Raw genomic sequence first — 22100 nt, forward strand, 5'->3', positions numbered from 1 at the left:
GTTTATTTGCTGTAAATCTCTCTCTTTTCAAAGCAGTCCCATAATAAAAACGGCCTTGATTCATTCAAGGCCGTTTCAGCATTTATTCCGATAATGCTTTACACGTTTACTTTTTCGGCTACTTCGTTGTAGCTGTCGATTTCATTGAAGTTCATGTAACGGTAGATTTGGTCGCCCTGCTCGTTGATGATACCGATGTTGGCTTGGTATTCCTCAACAGTCGGGATTTTACCCAGTTTAGAACAGATTGCTGCCAATTCAGCCGAACCCAAATACACGTTGGTGTTTTTACCCAATCGGTTCGGGAAGTTACGGGTTGAAGTCGACATTACGGTTGCACCTTCGCGTACTTGTGCTTGGTTACCCATACACAACGAGCAACCGGGCATCTCCATACGCGCACCGGCACGGCCCAACACACCGTAGTGACCTTCGTTGGTCAGCTCTTGGGCATCCATCTTGGTCGGCGGAGCTACCCACAAACGCACGGGAATATCGCTCTTGCCTTCCAGCAGTTTGGAAGCCGCACGGAAGTGGCCAATGTTGGTCATACAAGAACCGATGAACACTTCGTCGATTACCGTGCCTGAACGCTCAGACATGAAGCATACATCATCCGGATCGTTCGGGCAGGCGATAATCGGTTCTTTGATATCGTCCATATTGATTTCGATAACCGCAGCGTATTCCGCATCTTTGTCCGCTTCCAGCAATTGCGGATTAGCCAACCATGCTTCCATGGCTTTGATACGGCGTTCCAAGGTGCGCGGATCTTTATAGCCGTCGGCAATCATGTTCTTCATCAATACAACATTTGAATTCATGTATTCGATGATCGGCTCTTTATTAAGCTTCACGGTACAGCCGGCAGCTGAACGCTCGGCAGAGGCGTCAGACAATTCAAACGCTTGCTCGACTTTCAGATCCGGCAAGCCTTCGATTTCCAAGATGCGGCCGGAGAAGATGTTTTTCTTGCCGGCTTTGGCTACGGTCAGCAAACCTTGTTTGATCGCGTACAGCGGAATCGCATTAACCAAATCGCGCAGGGTTACGCCCGGTTGCAGCTTGCCGCTGAAGCGTACCAATACAGACTCCGGCATATCCAAAGGCATTACGCCGGTTGCCGCAGCAAACGCTACCAAGCCGGAACCTGCGGGGAAAGAAATACCCAACGGGAAGCGGGTGTGCGAGTCGCCGCCGGTGCCGACAGTATCGGGCAGCAGCAGGCGGTTCAGCCATGAGTGGATCACGCCGTCTCCCGGACGTAAAGACACGCCGCCGCGGGTAGAGATAAACTCAGGCAGCTCTTTGTGGGTTTTTACGTCAACCGGTTTCGGATAAGCGGCGGTATGACAGAAAGACTGCATTACCAAGTCGGCAGAGAAGCCCAAGCAAGCCAAGTCTTTCAGCTCGTCGCGGGTCATCGGGCCGGTGGTATCTTGAGAGCCGACGGTGGTCATGCGCGGTTCGCAGTAAGTACCCGGACGAACACCTTGACCTTCAGGCAAGCCGCAGGCACGGCCGACCATTTTTTGAGCCAAAGTGAAACCTGCTTTGCTTTCGGCAGGTGCTTGCGGCAAGCGGAATTCGGTAGATGCGGGCAAGCCTAAAGCTTCGCGGGCTTTGGCAGTCAGGCCGCGACCGATAATCAGGTTAATACGGCCGCCGGCTTGTACTTCGTCGAGCAATACTTGTGATTTCAATTGGAATTCGGCAACGGTTTCGCCGTTTTTCACAATTTTGCCTTCGTAAGGTAGGATATCGACTACATCGCCCATTTTCAGTTGCGATACGTCAACCTCAATCGGCAATGCGCCCGAGTCTTCTTGGGTGTTGAAGAAAATCGGCGCGATTTTGCCGCCCAAGCATACGCCGCCGTAGCGTTTGTTCGGCACGAAAGGAATGTCCAAACCGGTGTGCCAGATTACAGAGTTGGTGGCGGATTTACGTGAAGAACCGGTACCTACTACGTCGCCTACATAAGCAACGGGATGGCCTTTGGCCTTCAATTCTTCCAACAGTTTGATGGGGCCGACTTCGCCGGGTTTGTCGGGATTGATGCCGTCGCGCGGGTTTTTCAGCATCGCCAAAGCGTGCAGCGGGATGTCGGGGCGGCTCCATGCGTCGGGCGCGGGGGAAAGGTCGTCGGTATTGGTTTCGCCGTCCACTTTAAATACGGTAACGGTGATTTTTTCGGGCACTTTTTCGCGCGAAGTGAACCATTCAGCATTGGCCCAAGATTCCAGTACGGCTTTGGCGTGTTCGTTGCCTTTTTGGGCTTTTTCTTCGACGTCGTGGAAAGAATCGAACATCAGCAGGGTGTGTTTCAAGCCTTCGGCGGCAATGGGAGCCAGTTTGTCGTTGTCGAGAAGCTCAATCAGCGGGTGGATGTTGTAGCCGCCGAGCATGGTGCCCAAAAGTTCGGTTGCATATTCGGGAGACACCAGCGGGCTGGTTGCGCTGCCTTCGGCTACGGCTGCGAGGAAAGATGCTTTGACTTTAGAGGCATCGTCCACACCGGGAGGCACGCGGTTGGCGAGCAGGTCTACCAAAAACTCACCTTCACCTGCGGGCGGGTTTTTCAGCAATTCGACCAATTCGGCGGTTTGCTGGGCGGTGAGCGGAAGGGCGGGGATGCCCAGAGCTTCGCGCTCTGCGGCGGCTTTGCGATAGGCTTCTAACATCTCAATGGTTCCTTTTAGTGGTTTTTTCTTCTGGATTTCACTGCGCATGTAATATGCAGTAGTTTGTTAATCATAAACTAAATTTGTGTAAATAGGAACTTTCTTTTAATGTGTTTTTGATGTGTACAGGCCGTCTGAAAGCGATGATTCAGACGGCCTGCCGACGGGGTTGAAAGGATTATTTTTCAGCTTGGTTCGGAAGTTCTTTTTTGGGTTTGCGGACTGCGAAAATCGACCACAGCAAAAGGATGTTTAATTGCAGCAAAACGATAACGGCGGCTATTTTAGCCAAGTCGGCCAAAGCCCAAGTACCGACTATCGGCCGGTAAATCAGTGCCTGATGGTCGCGAAAAATCAAATAGGCCGTTAAAAACCATAAAGTCCAGGTAAAGGCAAAGATGAGTATGCTTTTGGTGCTGATAACGGGGTTGGGATTGCGTGCTTTGTGTATAACCAATAGTTCGCGTAAGTCTTGTATTTGTTCAGACATTTAACGTCTCCTTTTTTATCGGGCCTGAAAGTTACTGCACGCCCCTGTCGGGGCTGATCCAGGTGGCTTTGCGCTTTTTGTCGCGCAACAGTGCTTTGGGGAAACCGTGAATGAGCGTGATGCTGTTGAGCATCCAGAATGCGTAGGGGTACCAAATGCAACTCATGAAATAACGCATCAGGTTGCGCTCGTAGCGGCTGTCGATAAACATACTCACGGAAAACTGCAGGATAAACATCATGAATGTGACCAAACTGGCTACTTTGAACAAAGTCAATTCCTGCATATCGCCGGTAAACAGGCCGGCTATACCGATTACGGTAACGGCTAAGAGTGAATACGCCCAAAACAAGGTAACGAAATATTCGGCATACAGCGGCCACAAGCGGATATGGTGCAGCTTCCAAATGCCGTTGAAGTATTTCAGAATCACTTCCGCCCCGCCCTGCGCCCAACGCAAGCGTTGGCGGTAAAGCCCGCGCACGGTTTCGGGCATCAGCACCCAACACAGGGCGCGGGGTTCGTAGGCTATGTTGTAGCCGGCGATTTGGGTTTTCCAGCTGATGTCGATATCGTCGGTAATCATGTTGTCGCTCCAGCCGCCGATTTTCACCAGCACGTCTTTGCGGATGCACATGATGACGCCTGACACGGTGAACAATGTGCCGACCATGCTTTGCGAGCGTTTGATCAGGCCGATGATGGAGCTGAATTCGGCCACTTGCAGCTTGCCCAGCACGGTACTGCGGTTGCGTACGCGCGGGTTGCCGGTTACTGCGCCCAATTCGGGGTTGTTTTCCATGTTTTGAATCATGTATTCGATGGCGCTGTAATCGAGAATGGCGTCTCCGTCTATGCCGACGATGTATTTGCCCAAAGCATGTCGCACGCCGTTGTTCATGGCCGAGGCTTTGCCGCCGTTGGGTTGGTCGACCACGACGATTTTTTCGGCCTGCATTGCCCAGCGGCGGATGATGCTCAAGGTATCGTCGGTGCTGCCGTCGTTGATGAATATCAGCTCGTAGTTGGGATAAGTAAGGTTGAGCAGATGGGGAATCGACATATCGAGGTTGGCGGCTTCGTTGTAGCAGGGGATCAGCACGCTCACCATCGGCGCTTCTTCTTGAAACATGTATTCCGGCTCATCCATGCGGTTTTCCCAAAAAAGGAAATAAAACAGCCCGGAAACCGTCCAGTAAACGGCCATGATGCCCGGATAGAGCATCACGAAAACAGCTAAATATTCATACCAGGTCATAGCGGCTATACCTTTACCATTATGGTTTTCTTACAATCGGGCGGCCGAACCGCCATGTATTTTTTCAGACGGCCTCCTTGCTTGGCGTGCCAAACGGTTGCCTGAGGCCGTCTGAAAAAATCGGCATTCATTAATGTTGGACTGAGAAGTCGGGCTTAATGGCCTTTAACGGCGGTTGGTTGTTGAGAAAGTCATCGTGGTGGTAGGCCAGATTTTTCACGCCTTCCTTTTTCAAAAGTTTCATCCAAGAGGTCATTTCGGCGGGATCGACGGGGCGGCCGGTCAGCGGGTTCACCGACTGCAATTCAAAAATGGTTTTATCTAAGGGAACATTGCTGCGTTTTACCGCTCCGGCCAAGCTTGCCACCCAACGTGCCGCTTCTTTGCGGCCGGGCTGTTGGCCGTTCAAGGTGTAGGGCATGGCCGAAATCGCCGTGAAGTCGTAATGATTGGCATAGCGGGCGAGCTTTTCGGCAAAACGGCTGTGCGCTTCGGGCGTATCCGAACCGTTTACGGCCAGGCTGCGCACGGTTTTCATTTCGTTGGTGCTGTTGTAGCTGTATTTGAGAACCGTTTGTTTGAGCATGTCGGTAAAGTCGGTGAGGTCGGCATCTGTGCGGCTGTCTTCTTTGCCGACTGTTAAGCCTTCGTGAAAGACCAAACCGTTAAAACGGCTGCTGTATGCCAAATCTTCATAAATCTCGGTAATGGCGCGGCGGTTTTTTTTGCTGTCGGGCGACAGATTCAACGAGCGCGAATGCGGTGCGGCGGCTTTATCGGCGTCGATATAGTCGTAATTTTTGCCCAAGTCGAACGCGGTTATCGGCATCTGTGCATATACCTTCACGTTAGAGCGGGTTATCAGCTGCCATGCCACACGGCTGAACAAATCGGCTTTCACTTTCAGATGGCGGTTGGGGAAATACACTGCTTCGGCCACACCGTCGTGGTTGTCGTCGGCAAAGGCTTGCAGATAAACGGTGGTGATGCCCAGTTTGTAAACGCGCTCGATGAGTTTGTCGAAGCGTTTTTCCAAAACGGCCGGATCGGGGTCGTACATATCGCCCAAATCAACGTGCACGGCTCGTTGGTGCGGGGCTTCGTAGATTTCGCCTGCCAAATAGGATTTAATCAGCGGATAGCCCGATTCGGTGTCGATCAAAGCCCTTCCGACGCTGGGTTGGCCTATGGTGTTGAGCTTGGCGTCGAACAGGGTGAAATCGTTGGTTAAGCCGACACCGGCAGCGATTTTTTGGGCAGTTTGGTTAAATTGCCCGTAAGGCCATACCAACAGGTTCGGGCGCGTACCGGTGTGTTTGGCAATCAAATCAACCGACTGCTGCAAATCGTGGCGGATGCGTTGTTCGTATTCCGCTTGGGTTTCGTAGCGGCCGTTACGGTAGGCCGGAAAAATGGCGGCAAACTGCGAACCGTAGGGATTGCCCGAAACGCTGTGGTGCAGATCGTGGGTGTGCGAGGCGATTTCTATCAAGCCGCTTTTCTGCATTTCACGCACCTGCTCCCATGTGATGAAAGCCGAGCGCGGCAGCTTTTTCTTGCCGTAGGCAATCGTGCCGCCGGGCTGAACTTCCAGCCATGAAGTTACCAAGGCATAGACGGCCGGATAGTTGAAGGCTTTGAGAAGCGGATAGATTTTGGTGTAGAAGCTGATGTAGCCGTCGTCGAAAGTAAGCAGAACGGGTTTGGGCGGCAGTTGGCCGCGCCCTGCCCGGGCATCTTCGATCTGCTTGAAGCTGACGGGCGTGTAGCCGTTGTCGCGCAACCAGTTGAAATGTGCGGTCAATCTTTCTACTGTGATGGTTTGCGGAAAATAGCTGCGGCGGATTTCGCCCTGCATTTCGTCTTGTTTCTCTTCCACAAACACGGGCGGCGGCTGGTTGTTGTCGATCACATCGTGATAGCACATTACGCCGTAGCGCACATCGGAAGCATAAGCGGTTTGTAAACCGAAGGCCAACAGCAGGCCGGCAAGCAGGCTTTTGTATTTCATGGTCTTTGCGTATCTCAGGTTATGGGGTTCGGAAAATGTTTTCAGACGGCCTGCGGTCGATTGCCGCCCGCAGGCTGATGAGGCCGTCTGAAATATTGCAAGCCAATCAATAAAGCTTGACCTTAAGGTTGAGATTGCCGAAATTTTGATATTCGGGCACACCGTCATACATTGCCTGACGGCGGCCGAACTCGTATCCCAGCATGGCACGGCGGCCGAAACTCCAACCGTGGCCGTATTTCAGCAGCCAAGTGTTTTTGGCCGCCGCGCCCGACTGCCAATAACGACCTACGCCGCCGGTAGCGGTTTGAACCAGCCTCACATCGTGATCCAGAGGCAAGGTGTAAGAAACCGCCAGCTCGCCGCCGAGGGTTTTGCTGCTTTCGGGATTAAAATAAAACGCGCCGGGTATGTTTTTATTGCGGCTGTAATCGGCTGCCACCGAACTGGCCAGCTTCCAGCGGTTGTATTGGAAAATATCGTGTGCCAGCCACGCGTTGGCGACGCGGCGGGTGTTGCCGTCGTCAAATTTCATCACGCCTGCGCCGATACCGGCATGGGTTTTGCCGGAATGGTTGTATTGGGCGTTTACGGTATATTCGTCGGCATACACGCCCTGCCCCCACGCCTTAACGGGCGTGTTGTCGCTGTTGAACGCGGCTTTGGCGTTCACACCCACATGATCGTTGATGCGGTAATCGGCACTGAGCGATCCGTAAGATTTATCGTTCAGTTGCGTGCCCCGTCCTGCCTCGGCACGCACAATTACCGGATAGAGGTTGACTTCTGCACCCACGCCTACGCGGCCTGCATCAAGGGCATTGCCGTTATTGGGTACATGTGCGTGTTGCTGCACGATATAGGCGCGGTGCCCTTCGCTGCTGCGCGGGCTGTCGAGCCGCACCGTTTCCCTCCATTCGCTGCCGTCTTCGGGCGAAGTGGCTTTCATGGCCGTGCCGGAAATATTCAGCTGTGCGGCTTTTTCGGCTTTGTGGTTACGGCGGAATTCTTCATAGTTGACATCATCCTTCCCCAACCCTGCCGACAAATCGCGCACGGCCGGCCAGTTGCCCGCCTCGATATAGGCGGCGGCAGATTTGGCATCCACCCATTTTTGATCTGCTTCCGACAAATACTCACGCGCCTGCTCGAAGTGGCGCACGGCTTGTTCGGTGTGGCCTTCAAGCTGAAGCAGTTCGCCCTTCAACACCAGCCCCCACGGGTCGGCCGGATGTTCGTCGAGCCAGCTTTGCATCATCACTTTGGCACCTTTGACATCGCCTTTCCACGCTTGGAGGCGTGCGTTCCAATAATGATAATTGGCGTAATAAGGGTTTTTGATTTCAACCGAATGTGTGAAATCGGGCGTGTATTTTTTGGCATTCCAATATTTGAGCTTGGCTTGGCCTTGATCGAAACGCATCAGATCGGCGTCTTTCCTGATCAGCAGCTCCACCAATTCGGGATCAGGCTTGCCCTGGGCGGCGTTTTGGTTGGCCAGATTGCGCTCCAACACTTTTCCGGCTTTGCGCGGGCTGCCCGCCATGAGCAGGGCGCGTCCGTATTGTTCCTGCACATAATCGGGCTGGCTGCCTTGGCGGGCCAATACGCGGTAATCGCGCAATGCCTGTTTTTCGTTGCCCACGGCCACAGCGGCGGCCATACGGTCGCGCAAAACCTGCGTATGCAGTTCGCTGCCTTCCGGCACTTTGCCCACCAACGCACTCAGGCGGTTATATACGGAACGAAGCTGGGGTGAATCGGAAGTAAACCTTGCGGTGCGCAGCAAAGTGGCCGCCTTTGCCGCTTCCAGCCATAATTGGTCCTGCTCGGTAAATGCCTGCGGAAAGCGGGAAATAATGCTTTCCTGCAAGGGGAAAAGCTGCAACCGGGCGGCGGTGCGGTAAAGCTGTAAAGCCTTATCCTGATTGGTCGGATCGGCCTCCCAACGACGCTGCTGTTCGCCCAATAATTCGGTTTCCGTTAAGGTTTGGCGTTTGAGATGGTGTTCGGCTTCCTGAATGTCTTTATCGCTGCCGAAACGCTTGCGGTAAGCGTCGATATGATGTTTGGCCGCGGCATAATCTCCGGCATCCGTCGATGCCAAAGCTGCGCCCAAATAGCCGACTTTATGATTCGGCGCCGTTACCTGAAGCCGGCGGTAAAAATCGGCCGACAAACGATAGCGGCGGCTATCGCGCGCGGCTTTGGCGATGTTTTCCAATTCGTCGGCGGCATAGTCTTCGATGCGGCAATCGGGGCAAATGCTTAAAATATCTTCGGCTTTACCCTGACGCAGCAGCAAGGCAATCAAATCGGCGCGCACTTTGGCATCGCCGCTTTGCCCGTAGAGCTTTTGCAGCTGCGCCACCGATTCGGCCAACTGGGCGGCGCCGCTGCGGGCATGTACCGCCCAGCGTTCCCGCTCGGCTTGGATATCTTGTGAAAAAGCAAACGGTGCAGCCGCAAAAAGGGCAACCACACCCAAAGGCAGTTTGTGGATTGTTTTCATCATGAATATCAGGGAGGGTTTAGGAAAGTGACCGCACGTTCAACCATGCGCGGTTTTTTGCCGATGCCGGCTTTCTCGTTTGCAGATATAAAAACAGAACGTTTCTTTTGTAATGTAGAAGCCTGTTATATAACGCCTTCTTACGCGCGAAAGATAATCAGGCTTTAGAATATTTGCACAAAGCTTATATCAATTCAGATAACGGTTGCTCGCGTTACCCTTTAACGGTCATTTAAAAGCCCTAACGGGTTTATTGGCTCATCATGAAACAATCATCATGATATGAAAATAAATGAAATAATTATCTTTCATAACATCATTCATCTTTTGTTCCATATAAATTCGCTACATTATTGTAAAACAAAGTAAAAATTCCGAACCGACACCTTTGCCCAAAATCAGGCCGCGAACCATTATTTTGTGTGTACAGCCCAAACTCCTATATTTCCAACTTGCCCCGACTGCCCAATTCAACCGACAATAGGCGGCCTTTGCAAAATTTCCCGATGCGCAGATGCAGTAGAAGGCGTATCCTATGCAGATAGGCAAACGAGCAGGCAGCAGACAACGCAGCAATACGCCGCAAACGGCGGTTTTACAAAGGTTTCAGGCCGTCTGAAACCACCCCCGACACTCACAGGAGATTTTCATGAACGCCCTTCGCACCGACAACACCGTTTGTATCGTGGTAGATATCCAAGAACGGCTCAACCCCGCGCTGGCCGATGCCGACTACATGACCGAACGCAGCCGCATTCTACTGCAAGGATTACAAGCCGTCGGCGTGCCTATGCTGGCTACCGAGCAATATCCGAAAGGATTGGGCAGCACCGTGCCCGCCATCCGCCTGCTGCTCGACGATGCACCGATATTTGCAAAAACCCGTTTTTCTGCTTTCCTGCCCGAAGTGGCCGACATTCTGCAAAACCTGCGTGCCGAAAACGTGATTTTGATCGGCGCCGAAGCCCATGTGTGCATGCTGCAAACCGTGCTCGACTTACGTCGCGAAGGTTTCGACGTATATGTGCCGTTTGAATGCACCGAATCGCGCGACCCCGCCAACAAAGCAAACGCCTTGCAGCAAATGCAGGCTGCCGGCGCGGTGGTTTCTAATGTGGAAAGTGTTCTGTTCCAGCTTTTGGGCGACGCCAAACATCCTGCGTTTAAGACCGTGTCCAAGCTGATTCAATAAGGTATGCCGCATAAACGGAGGCCGTCTGAAAAACTTTTTCAGACGGCCTCAAACATTGCTATGATAGGCCGTCTGAAACCTGTTTGCGCCCGTTATGAACCCTATCGAAAACGCCCGCCGCCATTCCCAATATCTCGCCCGTCATCTCGACAACGGCAACCTGAGCCCGAACATTCTCAACCCGATGCTGGAAAAAGTGCTGGAAACCGCCGATTTCGCAGCCTTCGCCGATTGGCAGCACATCCAAGCCGAGGAAAACGAAGCCGAACTCGCCCGCCAACTGCGCCTGTTGCGCCGCTATGTGATGGCGCAGATTATCGTGCGCGACATCAACCGCATCAGCGATTTGACCGAAGTTACCCGCACGATTACGCTGTTTGCCGATTTTGCCGTCAACACCGCGCTGGATTTCGCCCATGCTTATTATCGGGATATGTACGGCACGCCGATCGGCCGTTACAGCAACGGGCCGCAGTTTTTGAGCGTGGTGGCGATGGGCAAGGCGGGCGGTTATGAATTGAACGTGTCGTCCGACCTCGATCTGATTTTTATTTATCCCGAATCGGGCGACACCGACGGCAGGCGCGAGCGCAGCAATCAGGAATTTTTTACCAAAGTCGGCCAAAAGCTGATTACGCTGTTGAACGACATCACCGCAGACGGGCAGGTGTTCCGCATCGACATGCGTTTGCGCCCCGACGGCGACAGCGGTGCGCTGGTGTTGAGTGAAACCGCGTTGGAACAATACCTGATTCAGCAGGGGCGCGAGTGGGAGCGTTACGCATGGTGCAAAGGCCGCGTGGTTACGCCGCACGCCAACGGAATCAGCGCATTGGTGCGGCCGTTTGTGTTCCGCAAATACCTTGATTTCAACGCCTATGAAGGCATGCGCGGGCTGCACCGGCAAATCCGCAGCGAAGTCAGCCGCAAGGGTATGGCCGACAACGTGAAACTCGGCGCGGGCGGCATCCGCGAAATCGAATTCATCGCCCAGATTTTCCAGCTGATACGCGGCGGCCAAGTGCGTGCGCTGCAACTGAAAGGCACGCAGGAAACCCTGCTCAAACTTGCCGAACTGGGCATACTCCCGCACGAAACCGTTAACATGCTGCTCGAAGCCTACCGCTTCTTGCGCGATGTCGAACACCGCCTGCAATACTGGGACGACCGGCAAACCCAAACCCTGCCCGACAATCCCGAACAACAACAGCGGCTGGCCGAAAGCATGGGCTTTGCCGACTACGCCGCGTTTTCAGACGGCCTCGACCGATACCGCCGCCAAGTGAACGCCGTGTTCAACGAAATCCTTGCCGAACCCGACGAACAGCCGCAGGCGCAGGCCAACGGCTGGCAATGTATCTGGCAGCAAAACGCCGACGAAGAAACCCGCTCCGGCCGTTTGGCGGAACACGGCTTCGATGCCGTCTTAATCGGCCGGCGGCTCGACCAGCTCCGCAACAGCGGCAAATACCGCCACCTTTCCGCCCAAGCCCAGCCGCGTTTCGATGCCGTGATTCCGCTGTTGGCGCAGGCCGCCGCCACCCAACCCGACCCCACCGTTACCCTGCTGCGCCTGTTGGATTTTCTCGAAAACATCAGCCGCCGCTCGTCGTATCTCGCCTTTTTGCACGAGCACCCGCAAGCCCTGCAACGGCTGGCCGACATCATGGGGCAAAGCTCGTGGGTGTCCGGCTACCTGACGAAGCACCCGATTCTGCTCGACGAATTGCTCAGCGCACAATTGATGGACACCGGCAACGATTGGCCGAAACTCGCCGCCGAGCTTTCAGACGGCCTCAACAATGCAGCGGGCGACACCGAAGCGCAAATGGACATATTGCGCCGCTTCCAACACGCCCAAGTATTCCGCCTCGCCGTACAGGACTTGGCCGGATTATGGACGGTGGAAGCTTTGTCCGACCAACTTTCCGCGCTGGCCGACACCATCCTCGCCGCCGCCATGCCCGCCGTGTGGGCCGACACCCCGAAAACCCATACCGACACCCTGCGCATCGGCATCATCGGCTACGGCAAACTCGGCGGCAAAGAGTTGGGCTACACCTCCGATTTGGATTTAGTGTATGTGTACGACGACCCGCACCCCGACGCACCCGACGTATACGCCCGCTTCGCCCGCCGCCTCACCAACTGGCTTTCCGCCGCCACCGGCGCAGGTACGCTCTACGAAGTCGATTTGCGCTTACGGCCAAACGGCGACAGCGGCTTCCTTACCCACAGCATCGCCGCGTTTGAAAAATACCAGCGCGAAAACGCGTGGACATGGGAACACCAATCGCTCACCCGCGCCCGCTTCATCTGCGGCCTGCCCGAAACCGGCGCAGCCTTCGACCAACTGCGCACCGAAATCCTCACCCGCCCGCGCAACCGAGCCGGACTCGCCCGTGAAATCATCGCCATGCGCGAAAAAATGTTCGCCACCCACCCGCCCGAAGCCAGCGACGTCAAATACGCCCGCGGCGGCGTGGTCGATGTGGAATTTATCGTGCAATACTTGATATTGGCTTATGCGGGCGAACATCCGCAACTGCTCGACAACTACGGCAACATCGCCTTGCTCAACATCGCCGCCGATGCCGGCTTGATAGATAAAACACTGGCCGAACAATCGCAAACCGCCTACCGTTTCTACCGCCAACAGCAGCATAACGCCAAGCTGCGCGATGCCGGCAAATTGGCAGTCAACGAACAGGTTCAGGCGTATTACGGCAGCGTGAAAAAACTGTGGGAACAGGTGTTTGGCGAAGAGATCAGGCTTAAGGCCGTCTGAAAAGGAACAGCACTTTCTCAATCGGGATACATTGTGTTACCGCCATTGAGAAAGTGCTTTTTTATATAGCAAATAAACTTTATTTCTGCTGTGGCGTTGCTGCGCCTTATATAGCCAATCAAACCTAAACCGGGAAAACCCGATTATTCAGACGGCCATCTTTTAAAATTAAGATATATTCAAATTCTCCGGCCACACAATAAAATAACCGTATCGACCTTTTTTAATCATTCCTCCCGCCTTCTTACCATTTTCGGTTAAGTTATAGAATTTTCCATTCAACTCTTGCAAACCGCAATCACACAACTTTTGATTACACTCTGCTGTAGATATTCCCAACTTCTCCGCCAATTTAGCCGCGGTCAAACTACTGTATGTTTTTTCTCCTTCTGTATCATCAACAGATTCTTCATCTGAAAAACTCTTATCAATTACATCTAAAGAAATCTTTACTTCATCGCTGATACGGATAATTCTTTGAGCTTCGTTATAAGCATCTTGATACACTTCAATATCTTCGTCACGGCCGATTAAGATGCCCATTTCATTATTATTAACTTGACTGAATTCATATAAATTCAAACTGGTAATAATACAAGCCGTTTCACTGATATAACATTTGGCGTGCAAATTATGGCAATAACTGATGCGGATATAATTCAAATTTTTTAACCAGTTGACTTCTGCGGGCTGCAATTCACTTTTACCGTAAACAATACGGATATCGATTTTCATACGGTCTTTATCTTCTAATAATTCTTTAATCCGATCATTCAGCTTGAGATAAGGACTGATTAAATACAAACGTTCACGTGCATTTTTTATCAACTCTTCCAAATAATAAGTGGTTGCACTTGTGTTCAAAAATTTTGACATTGTTTTCCATCCTTGTTTGTTGTTATTAAAGATTGTCGTAATTAATCAACCGCCGCCACCGTAATCTTAGACAGGCCGTCTGAAAAGCCTTTTGAATAACGCCGCGGCACCATGCCGCTGATTGTGCCGTTTTGAACGGTGGTTTCATAAGCGCACACCAGCCGCTCTTCGGGCAGCAGGTTGTGCGAATAATCTTGATTGAGCAGGGGCGAAATGCGGCTGAACAAACGCCAGCAAACGCGGCTGCCGTCGGGCAAATCGAAGGCCGCCTGAAAATGGCTGTTGCCTTCGTTGCAGCCGACATGAAAATGGTCGTAATCAAACGCTTCTGTGTCGGGAAACGGCCTGGCATCGGCAAAACCGAAAATGCGGTCGTGTGCGCACAGGCTTTGGCAGGCATAAGGCCATATGTGCTCGCGCAGGAAAAATTGGTCGGCAAAATGGCGCGATACCAAAGGCTTGCTCACATAGGTTTCGATTTTTCGGCGCATATCGGGCACGCTTCCTGCTACCGCGCCCCACAAACCGGCCATAATCAATTCGGTGTGCGTTCCGGCATCGCGCATGGTATGAAAGTGTTTGCCGCCCGCTTCCCACTCGGCCACGGCGCGCGCTTCCCGCTGCGAAATCACCGAATCTGCATCACGGAAAATAACGCGGGCGGCTTCTTTATCGTCGAGTGCGAGAAAACGCCACATCGTGCCCGGCCATTGTTCGGCCGCTTCATCCACCCGCACGATTTCGGCACCGTTGGCCTGCAAGCGCTGCACCGCTGCTTGCGGCACGCTGCCGTCTATATAGAAACGGCACACCCAGCCCGGGTAAATCTGCGCAGCCAATTCGGTGTTCATGACGGCGGGTTCGAGATATTCGGAGCTGTTGCCGAACAGTGAGAATGAGATGATTTTTTTACCGTTTTGCGGCGGTTCAATCTGCGGCAAGGCGGGGCGGGCGGTAATGCTGCCGTGCCGGAGCTCCAATGCCTTGATGCCGTAGGTGCGGCAGTTTTCCCAGTCGTTCACGCTGCCATAGGCATGAGCCAGCGCGTCTAACGAATTGATATGCTTAGGGTCGCGTTGCAGGGCTTTTTTCGCATAGGTAATGCCTTCTTGCCAAAAGCCGCCTTTTACCGCCGCCGTTGCCGCATCGCTCAGCGGTGCGACGGATTGGGGAATCATTTTGTGCGCTTTCAGGGCTTCGGTGAGTGCGTTGCGGTAATCTCCGGCATCCATATAGTGCAGGAAAGAGGCGGAAATACGGTCGAGCTGTTGTTGGATTTTTTGTAATTTCGGTGGTAAGCGTTTGTTCATATTTGTGTTTTGAATAATTGATTTTCTAACGGCTTAGGTGTTTATTGAATCACATTGTGATGCGGCAGGCCGAGACCTTTGCAAAACCCCCATCTGCGGCGCATTTCTGCGTTGTGCGCTGCTCGCTCGTTTGCCTATCTATATGATATGTCTGCACTCGCTGTGCTGCTACGCCTTGAACTGCATCCACATCTGAGGGTTTTGCAAAGGTCTCAGGACGTCTGGAAATGCGGTTTTGCAAACCGCAAATCACAAGGTTAGGTCAGCCTTAACCGGCAACCGGCTCGAAAGGCAGATAAACATCGAAACGGGTGCTTTTGCCCGTGTATTGATAGGCGGGCTTTTCGCCGTTTAAATATTCTCCCAAGCGCGGGCGTTTGACGACTACGCGCTTTTTGGCAACGCGGCGGGCGGCAGCGAGCAGCTCGGCTTCGTTTTGCGCTTCGCCCACCAAGCCGTGAAAATAAGCCATTTCTTTTTTCACCGAGGCCGATTTGCGGCTTTCGGGATACATCGGGTCGAGGTAAACCACATCGGGGCGGCCTTGTTCGTTGGCCAAACGGGGCAGCAAGGCGCAAGTATCGCCGACATGCAGGGTAATGCGGGCGGCGGTTCGGGCCACTTCTTCGTCGGCAGACTGCAAAGCACGCAGGAGGCCGTCTGAAAGCAGGCAGGCAACGGCGTGATTTTGCTCAAACACATTCACTTGCAAACCGAGCGACGCCAGCACGAAAGCATCGCGCCCCAAACCGCCCGTGCCGTCCCAAACGCTAGGCTTTGCGGTGTGGTTAACCGCTTTGCCGATCAATTCTCCGCCGCCTTTGGTTCGGCGGTATTGTGCGGTTCCGCCTTCAAAATCAACACGCACCCTGCCCTTTTCTCCGGCGCGGCACAAAGAAAGGCCGTCTGAATCGGCCAGCAGATATTCGCCTTGGTCGGGAATTTGGCCGCATACGGGCAGATGAAAACGGCTGATTAGTTCGCGGGCGGTGTCGGTGGCGGTGTCGCTGAGATAAACGTAGGTCATGGTTTCAGACGGCCTGTGGCTTAAACGGTTGAACATCATTACTTTAACAATCAGGCGGGAAACGCTCAGGCCGTCTGAAAAAATCAGTGGATATCCAAGCGTTCCATACGGTAGCGCATCGAACGGAAGCTGATACCCAAAAGCTTGGCGGCCTGCGTGCGGTTGTAGCGCGTCTGCTTCAAAGCCTGCTCGATGATTTCGCGCTCGATTTGGTCGAGATAATCCTGTATCTGCATTTTGCCGGGCACAAAATCGGGCAAGCCGCCGCTCAGTTGCAGGCCGTCTGAAATCTCTTCCGCCGGGCTGTGGAGATGCTGGTGTTCGAGCTTTCCGGCCTGAAACTGCGGTGTGGTGCCGGTATGGATTTGCAGATCGTCAAGCTGGATAACCTGCCCCACGGTTAAGGCAACCGCCCGCTCCAAAATATTTTCCAATTCGCGGAAGTTACCCGGATAGCTGTATTGCAGCAAAGCGTCTTGCGCTTTGGGGCTGAGTTTGTAGTTTTCGCTGCCGCTGCGGTGTTTGTGCAGCAAATGCATAATCAGCCCGCCCAAATCTTCACGCATTTCGCGCAACGGCGGCATGCTGAGCGAAACCACATTCAGCCGGTAATATAAGTCTTGGCGGAAAGCCCCAACCTCGACCAAATGTTCGAGGTTTTTATGCGTTGCGCAGATGATGCGTACATCGACATAAGTTTCCCGCGCATCACCGATGCGGCGCACGGCTTTTTCCTGAATCGCGCGCAGCAGTTTCACCTGCATGGGCAGCGGCAGATCGGCCACTTCGTCGAGAAACAGCGTGCCGCCGTCGGCATGCTGGAAGAAACCCAAGCGGTCGCTGTCGGCACCGGTAAAGCTGCCTTTTTTATAACCGAAAAATTCGCTTTCCATCAGGTTTTCGGGAATCGCGCCGCAGTTGACGGCAATAAAAGGCTTGTCGGCACGGTCGGACAATTCGTGTATCGTGCGGGCGGCCTGCTCTTTACCCGTGCCCGACTCGCCCGCGATATAAACGGGCACGCCGCTTTTGGCCAAGCGGCGGATAAGGTGGCGCACTTCAATCATTTGCGGCGACATGCCGAGCAAGCGCGGCATATCGGATTCGCCGCCCAACTCTTTGCCTGAATCGGGCAGAATGCGGGCAGTTAATTCTCCGCTGGCAAAACGCTCTTTCAAAGAACGCAATCCTTCCGGCACGCCCGCCGAACGGGTAAGGGCCGAACCGGTATTTTTGCGCGGCGGCGTATAAGCGGTAAAAGGCATCGGAGCCGTTCTCGCGGGCATCGGCATAGGTTTGGCCGCTGCGGGCGGTGTCGGAGCGGGGCGGGCAACGGGTTCGGAACGGGGCGGCTCCGGCTGCACGGCAGCGCGTAAACCTTCCGTCGGCTCGCTGACTTTAACCGCCGATTTAACCAAAGAGCGCAGTTGCGAGAGGGTAATCGGCTTTTGCAGGTAATCAAACGCACCTGCCCGCAAGGCTTCCACTGCCTGATCGGCATTGCCGAAAGCCGTAATCACGGCCACGGGGGTGTCCAATGCCAGCTCGTTGATGTATTGAACCACTTCCAAACCCGAGCCGTCGGGCATACGCATATCGGTTAACACGAGCGAATAATCGTTGTTGTCGAGCTTGTCTTTGGCATCTTCTACGCCCACGGCCGTCTGAACGCGCAAACCCATTTTCATCAGGGTCATTTCCATCAGGTCGCGGATATCGGCTTCGTCATCCACCACCAATACGGGATCTTGCAGGTTATGGTTGCTCATTGCTTTCTCTCGGTAAAATCAGTTCGAAACCGTTCATTTCAGGGTGGTAGTGCAGCTGACCCATATTGGCATGCGCCAATTCGCGGGCCACATACAGACCCAAACCCGTACCCTGTTTTTCGGTGGTATAGAAAGGTTCGAACAAATGGTTGCGCACATCGGGAGGAACGCCGGTGCCGTTGTCGGCAACCACGATGGAAATGTGCATGCGACCGCTCGGTTTCATCAGCACGGTGATGGCGTGGTTGTCTTTGCGGCTGTGCCGCCAAGCATTGTTGCACAGATTCCACATAATTTGCTGGAGGTGCATGGGGTCAACCAAAACGCTTAAATTGCTGCCGTCCATATTCATGCGGATACAGCCGACCGAATCGGGGTTGTTGAGCGTAAACTCCTGTTTGAACTCCAACCAAAACTTCATCAGATTAATCGGCTCGCGGCTGAGACTGTCGCGCTTGTTGATCAAAGAAACATCTTCCAGCATTTTGTCGATGCGCTGGATGTTGGTGTCGATAATATTGTGCAGTTTGGCTTTGGTCGGGTCGTTGCCGTCTTCGTCCTGCAACAGGTCGCTGGCGTGGCGGATAGCCGACATGGGATTGCGGATTTCGTGAGCCAGATTGGCGGTAAGCTGGCCTAAAGAGGCCAGCTTGGTTGCCAGTGCTTCTGCCGCCACTTCCCGCAGCGAGCGCACAAACAGCATCAACAATTCTGTTTTTTCCTGAATCACCGGCACGGCGCGCACATGCATGGAGTGCTGGAAGATATGGATATCGGTTTCAAAGTTTTTATCGGGCTGATATTGCCAGCGTGCCACCAGCTCGCCGAAAACGGTTTCCTGTTTATCGACTTCCAAGCCCGGAAAATAGGTTTTGGCCTGACGGTTAAAAAGCCATACACGCTGCGCGGCATCAATCACGATCACGGCCTCCTGCACGCGGTTGAGCACCACTTTGTTCAAACCGCTCACGCGGCGGTAGGCCAATTGGTGTTTGGTAGCCGATTCGGTGGCGGCCTGCAGATAGGTTGCCGAGAAGGCCGTTAATGCGGCCACAAGGAAACACGCACCCGCCAAAAGCGCGCCGGATACGAATATGCGGCCGTCCCATTCCAGCGGGTGAAACTGAATTTGCCCTGCAAAAAACATGTTCAGCAAAATCAGCATCAGCGCATAACCGGCATAAAGCATGGGATAACGGCCGTGGCTGAGCAGGCAGGAGGTGGCGATGAAGGGCAGCACGAGAATGCCGAAGCCGGATTCTATGCCGCCGGTAATATAGGTAAGCACCATCACCATCGTAATATCAACGACGGCACTGGCATTGGGCAGCTCGAGCGTTTGGAGCTGCCAGTCGGGTTTGAAAATCGTTAACAGGATTAACAGGCCGTAAACGGTAATCCAACTGTAAAACTCAACGGTGGGAAACATGGTTTTGGCCGTTTCGCCGCCGGAGGAAAAGCTGAACAGGTGAAAGACCAATAGGGAAAGCACAATGGCAATCCGGGCGATGTTGATTAAGCCGGGGATGCGTTCGTTGAGTGTTTCCCAATCCTGTTTAACGAATAATCTGTTTACACTCATGTAATGTCGGGCCTTAGATGTTTTTGTTTTGGGCAGGTTGGTATGGGCAGGGTCGAACAACTCGAATGCAAAGCGGCAAGGCCGCAGTCACCTGAGAGTTGACCGACCGCAGAAGGCAACCGATTGATTACCGTTATTGTAGGGCGTGTCGCCAAAAGCATGGCGGCGGTATGCTTGGTTTTACCGATAACCCCCGCATGCTAACGTTTGGCGGCACAACCCGCCAACGCAACGGTACTCCCGCTCAATATAGTTGCTTCTGTATATTCAAACTTCATGTGATTATACCGAATCTGCGCCGGATAATCTTTTCAGACGGCCTGAAATCTCTAAAACTTTGCCTTTTCTGCCACGTTTGTTGTTTATATCTTGAATCCGCAGGCGCTCTTTATGTGCCGCTCCGCGTTTGCCGGTGCTTTCTACGATAAATTCGGGCGACGAGGTAACGGCGACATGTTCGAGTTTGACGCCGTCTGAAAGGCCGATTAACTGCAAGCCGCGGCCTTTGGCCATCACTTCCAATTCGCCGATGGTAAACGCCAGCAGGCGCGGTTCGTCGGTGGCCAGCAGCACTTTGCACTCGGGGTTGATGAGCGACACGGCATAGATGCTCACCGGCGGCAGGGTTCGCTCTCCGGCTTTGAGCGTCATCACCACTTTACCTGCCTTGATGCGGCTGACCATATCGCCGAGTTTGGCGATAAAGCCGTAGCCGCCGCTGTTGCTCAATAAATAATGCTGTTCGGGCAGGCCGGTCATCATGGCAACGACTTCGGCGCCGTTTTGCAGTTCGATCAGCGAAGCCACGGGAACGCCGTCGCCGCGGCCGCCGGGGATTTCCGCCGCATCGAGCGTGTAGGTGCGGCCGTGCGAATCGAGCACCACCACCGGCCACACGGTGCGGCCTTCGATCACCTGTTTCAACCCGTCGCCTTCTTTGAAGGTGGTTTGGCTTAAATCGACGTTGTGGCCGGCGCGGCTGCGTATCCAGCCTTTGTTCGACAATATCAATGTAACCGGCTCGTCGGCAGTGGTTTGCGTGAGGGTGGCGCGGCTGGCTTCTTCAACCAAAGTGCGGCGTTCGTCGCCATACTGCTTCATGTCGGCCTGCATTTCTTTGACAATCAATTTGCGCTTTTCGTTTTCGTCGCCCAACAATATTTTCAGACGGCCTTCTTCTTCGCGCAGTTCGTTCAATTCTTTTTCGAGCTTGAAACCTTCCAAGCGGGCAAGCTGACGCAGGCGGATTTCGAGAATGTCTTCGGCTTGGATTTCGGTGAGGCCGAACGCCGCCATCAGGTCGGGTTTGGGTTCGTCGGATTCGCGGATAACCTTAATCACTTCGTCGATATGCAGAAAAGCGATCATGCGCCCGTCGAGAATGTGGATGCGTTTTTCCACTTGGGTGAGGCGGAATTTCAGACGGCGTGTAACGGTGATGACGCGGAAATCGAGCCATTCCTGCAAAATGGTTTTAAGGTTTTTCTGCGCGGGGCGGTTGTCCAAGCCCATCATCACCAAGTTCATCGGCACATTGCCTTCCAAACCGGTTTGCGCCATCAGCGTGTTGATGAAGTTTTCCGGTTCGATACGGCTGGATTTCGGCTCGAACACCAAACGCACGGGCGATTCGCCGTCGCTTTCGTCGCGCACTTTTTCCAGCAGCGACAACATCAGCGCTTTGGTGTTTTGCTGGTCTTGCGTGAGGTTTTTCTTGCCGGACTTGGGCTTGGGATTGGTTTGCTCTTCGATTTCGGCGAGGATTTTCTGCGCGCTGGTGTTGGGCGGCAGCTCGGTTACGATAACGCGCCATTGCCCGCGCGCCAGTTTTTCGATTTCGTAACGCGCCCGCACGCGCACGCTGCCTTTGCCGGTTTCGTAAATCTGCTGCAAATCGGCGGCAGATGTGATGATTTGCCCGCCGCCGGCAAAATCGGGCGCGGGAATGTACTGCATCAGGTCGGCGGTTTCCAGCGAAGGTTTTTTCAGCAAGGCAATGGCCGCTTGGGTAACTTCGGTGAGATTGTGCGACGGGATTTCGGTGGCCAAACCGACGGCAATGCCCGATGCGCCGTTGAGCAGCACCATCGGCAGGCGGGCGGGCAGATGCACCGGCTCTTCAAACGCGCCGTCGTAGTTCGGCACGAAATCCACCGTGCCCATATTGATTTCGGAAAGCAGCAGCTCGGCAATCGGCGTGAGCCGCGCTTCGGTGTAACGCATCGCCGCCGCACCGTCGCCGTCGCGCGAGCCGAAGTTGCCGATACCGTCGATTAAGGGATAGCGCAGGGTAAAATCCTGCGCCATCCGCACCATGGCATCGTAGGCCGAAGCATCGCCGTGCGGATGGTATTTACCGAGAATCTCCCCTACCACGCGGGCGGATTTCACCGGCTTCGCGCCGTGCGTCAACCCCATATCACGCATAGCGTAGAGAATCCGCCGCTGCACGGGCTTTTGGCCGTCTGAAACTTCGGGCAGGGCGCGGCCTTTAACCACGCTCATGGCGTATTCGAGATAGGCGCGTTCGGCGTATTGGCCGAGCAGCAGGTAGTCGTCGCCGACGGCGGGTTGGGAGATGTGTTCGTTCATTGCAAGCGG

The 22100-nt window shown here is 53.9% G+C and carries 14 protein-coding genes; 3 read left to right on the forward strand and 11 right to left on the reverse strand.

Annotation, left to right across the window (positions count from 1 at the left end; genetic code table 11):
• Positions 1-98 precede the first annotated feature (98 nt).
• The 5 genes from acnB to pgaA all read right to left on the reverse strand — a co-directional run bounded on the left by acnB (position 99) and on the right by pgaA (position 8958).
• The gene (acnB, locus tag LVJ88_RS11060) at positions 99-2684 is read right to left on the reverse strand and encodes a bifunctional aconitate hydratase 2/2-methylisocitrate dehydratase (protein WP_085417879.1); all 2586 of its coding nucleotides are present in this window, start codon (positions 2682-2684) and stop codon (positions 99-101) included.
• A 178-nt stretch (positions 2685-2862) separates the two neighbouring features.
• Positions 2863-3174, reverse strand: a complete 312-nt coding sequence (locus LVJ88_RS11065) for a hypothetical protein (protein ID WP_085357727.1) — start codon at positions 3172-3174, stop codon at positions 2863-2865.
• A 31-nt stretch (positions 3175-3205) separates the two neighbouring features.
• Entirely contained in the window at positions 3206-4432 is a 1227-nt protein-coding gene (pgaC, locus tag LVJ88_RS11070) for a poly-beta-1,6-N-acetyl-D-glucosamine synthase (RefSeq protein ID WP_054599145.1), read from the reverse strand.
• 130 nt (positions 4433-4562) lie between these two features.
• On the reverse strand, positions 4563-6443 hold the full coding sequence (gene pgaB, locus LVJ88_RS11075) for a poly-beta-1,6-N-acetyl-D-glucosamine N-deacetylase PgaB (protein WP_085417878.1): 1881 nt from the start codon (positions 6441-6443) through the stop codon (positions 4563-4565).
• A gap of 106 nt (positions 6444-6549) precedes the next feature.
• Positions 6550-8958: a poly-beta-1,6 N-acetyl-D-glucosamine export porin PgaA gene (gene pgaA, locus LVJ88_RS11080; protein ID WP_096777378.1), complete on the reverse strand. Its 2409-nt coding sequence runs from the start codon at positions 8956-8958 to the stop codon at positions 6550-6552.
• Positions 8959-9604: 646 nt separating this feature from the next.
• On the opposite strand from pgaA, the gene LVJ88_RS11085 reads away from it, so the two are divergent.
• Positions 9605-10147, forward strand: coding sequence for an isochorismatase family protein (locus tag LVJ88_RS11085; protein WP_085417877.1), 543 nt, complete (start codon positions 9605-9607; stop codon positions 10145-10147).
• Positions 10148-10241: 94 nt separating this feature from the next.
• Positions 10242-12935 carry a bifunctional [glutamate--ammonia ligase]-adenylyl-L-tyrosine phosphorylase/[glutamate--ammonia-ligase] adenylyltransferase gene (glnE, locus tag LVJ88_RS11090; protein ID WP_085417876.1) on the forward strand — a complete coding sequence of 898 codons (2694 nt, stop codon included), beginning with the start codon at positions 10242-10244 and terminating at the stop codon, positions 12933-12935.
• 168 nt (positions 12936-13103) lie between these two features.
• Here glnE and LVJ88_RS11095 read toward each other — a convergent pair whose 3' ends face one another.
• Both LVJ88_RS11095 and LVJ88_RS11100 read right to left on the reverse strand, forming a co-directional pair.
• Complete coding sequence (locus LVJ88_RS11095; protein ID WP_085357741.1) at positions 13104-13811, reverse strand: phospholipase D family protein; 708 nt, start codon at positions 13809-13811, stop codon at positions 13104-13106.
• A gap of 41 nt (positions 13812-13852) precedes the next feature.
• Positions 13853-15121, reverse strand: a complete 1269-nt coding sequence (locus LVJ88_RS11100) for a tetratricopeptide repeat protein (RefSeq protein WP_085417875.1) — start codon at positions 15119-15121, stop codon at positions 13853-13855.
• A gap of 78 nt (positions 15122-15199) precedes the next feature.
• Here LVJ88_RS11100 and LVJ88_RS11105 point away from each other — a divergent pair, with 78 nt between their 5' ends.
• On the forward strand, positions 15200-15382 hold the full coding sequence (locus LVJ88_RS11105; protein ID WP_085417874.1) for a lipoprotein signal peptidase: 183 nt from the start codon (positions 15200-15202) through the stop codon (positions 15380-15382).
• A gap of 7 nt (positions 15383-15389) precedes the next feature.
• Here the strand turns inward: LVJ88_RS11105 and LVJ88_RS11110 are convergent, their stop codons facing one another.
• From LVJ88_RS11110 to parC, 4 genes are all read right to left on the reverse strand, one after another.
• On the reverse strand, positions 15390-16148 hold the full coding sequence (locus LVJ88_RS11110) for a class I SAM-dependent methyltransferase (protein ID WP_085417910.1): 759 nt from the start codon (positions 16146-16148) through the stop codon (positions 15390-15392).
• Positions 16149-16231: 83 nt separating this feature from the next.
• Complete coding sequence (locus tag LVJ88_RS11115) at positions 16232-17917, reverse strand: sigma-54-dependent transcriptional regulator (protein WP_054599140.1); 1686 nt, start codon at positions 17915-17917, stop codon at positions 16232-16234.
• Positions 17904-19499, reverse strand: a complete 1596-nt coding sequence (locus LVJ88_RS11120) for a two-component system sensor histidine kinase NtrB (protein WP_054599139.1) — start codon at positions 19497-19499, stop codon at positions 17904-17906. Before LVJ88_RS11120 ends, LVJ88_RS11115 begins: the two co-directional genes overlap by 14 nt.
• A gap of 282 nt (positions 19500-19781) precedes the next feature.
• Positions 19782-22091, reverse strand: a complete 2310-nt coding sequence (gene parC, locus LVJ88_RS11125; protein WP_085417873.1) for a DNA topoisomerase IV subunit A — start codon at positions 22089-22091, stop codon at positions 19782-19784.
• Between the last annotated feature and the right edge of the window lie 9 nt (positions 22092-22100).

It is taken from the genome of Neisseria dumasiana, assembly GCF_022870885.1.
In the GTDB taxonomy this organism is placed as follows: Bacteria; Pseudomonadota; Gammaproteobacteria; order Burkholderiales; family Neisseriaceae; genus Neisseria; species Neisseria dumasiana.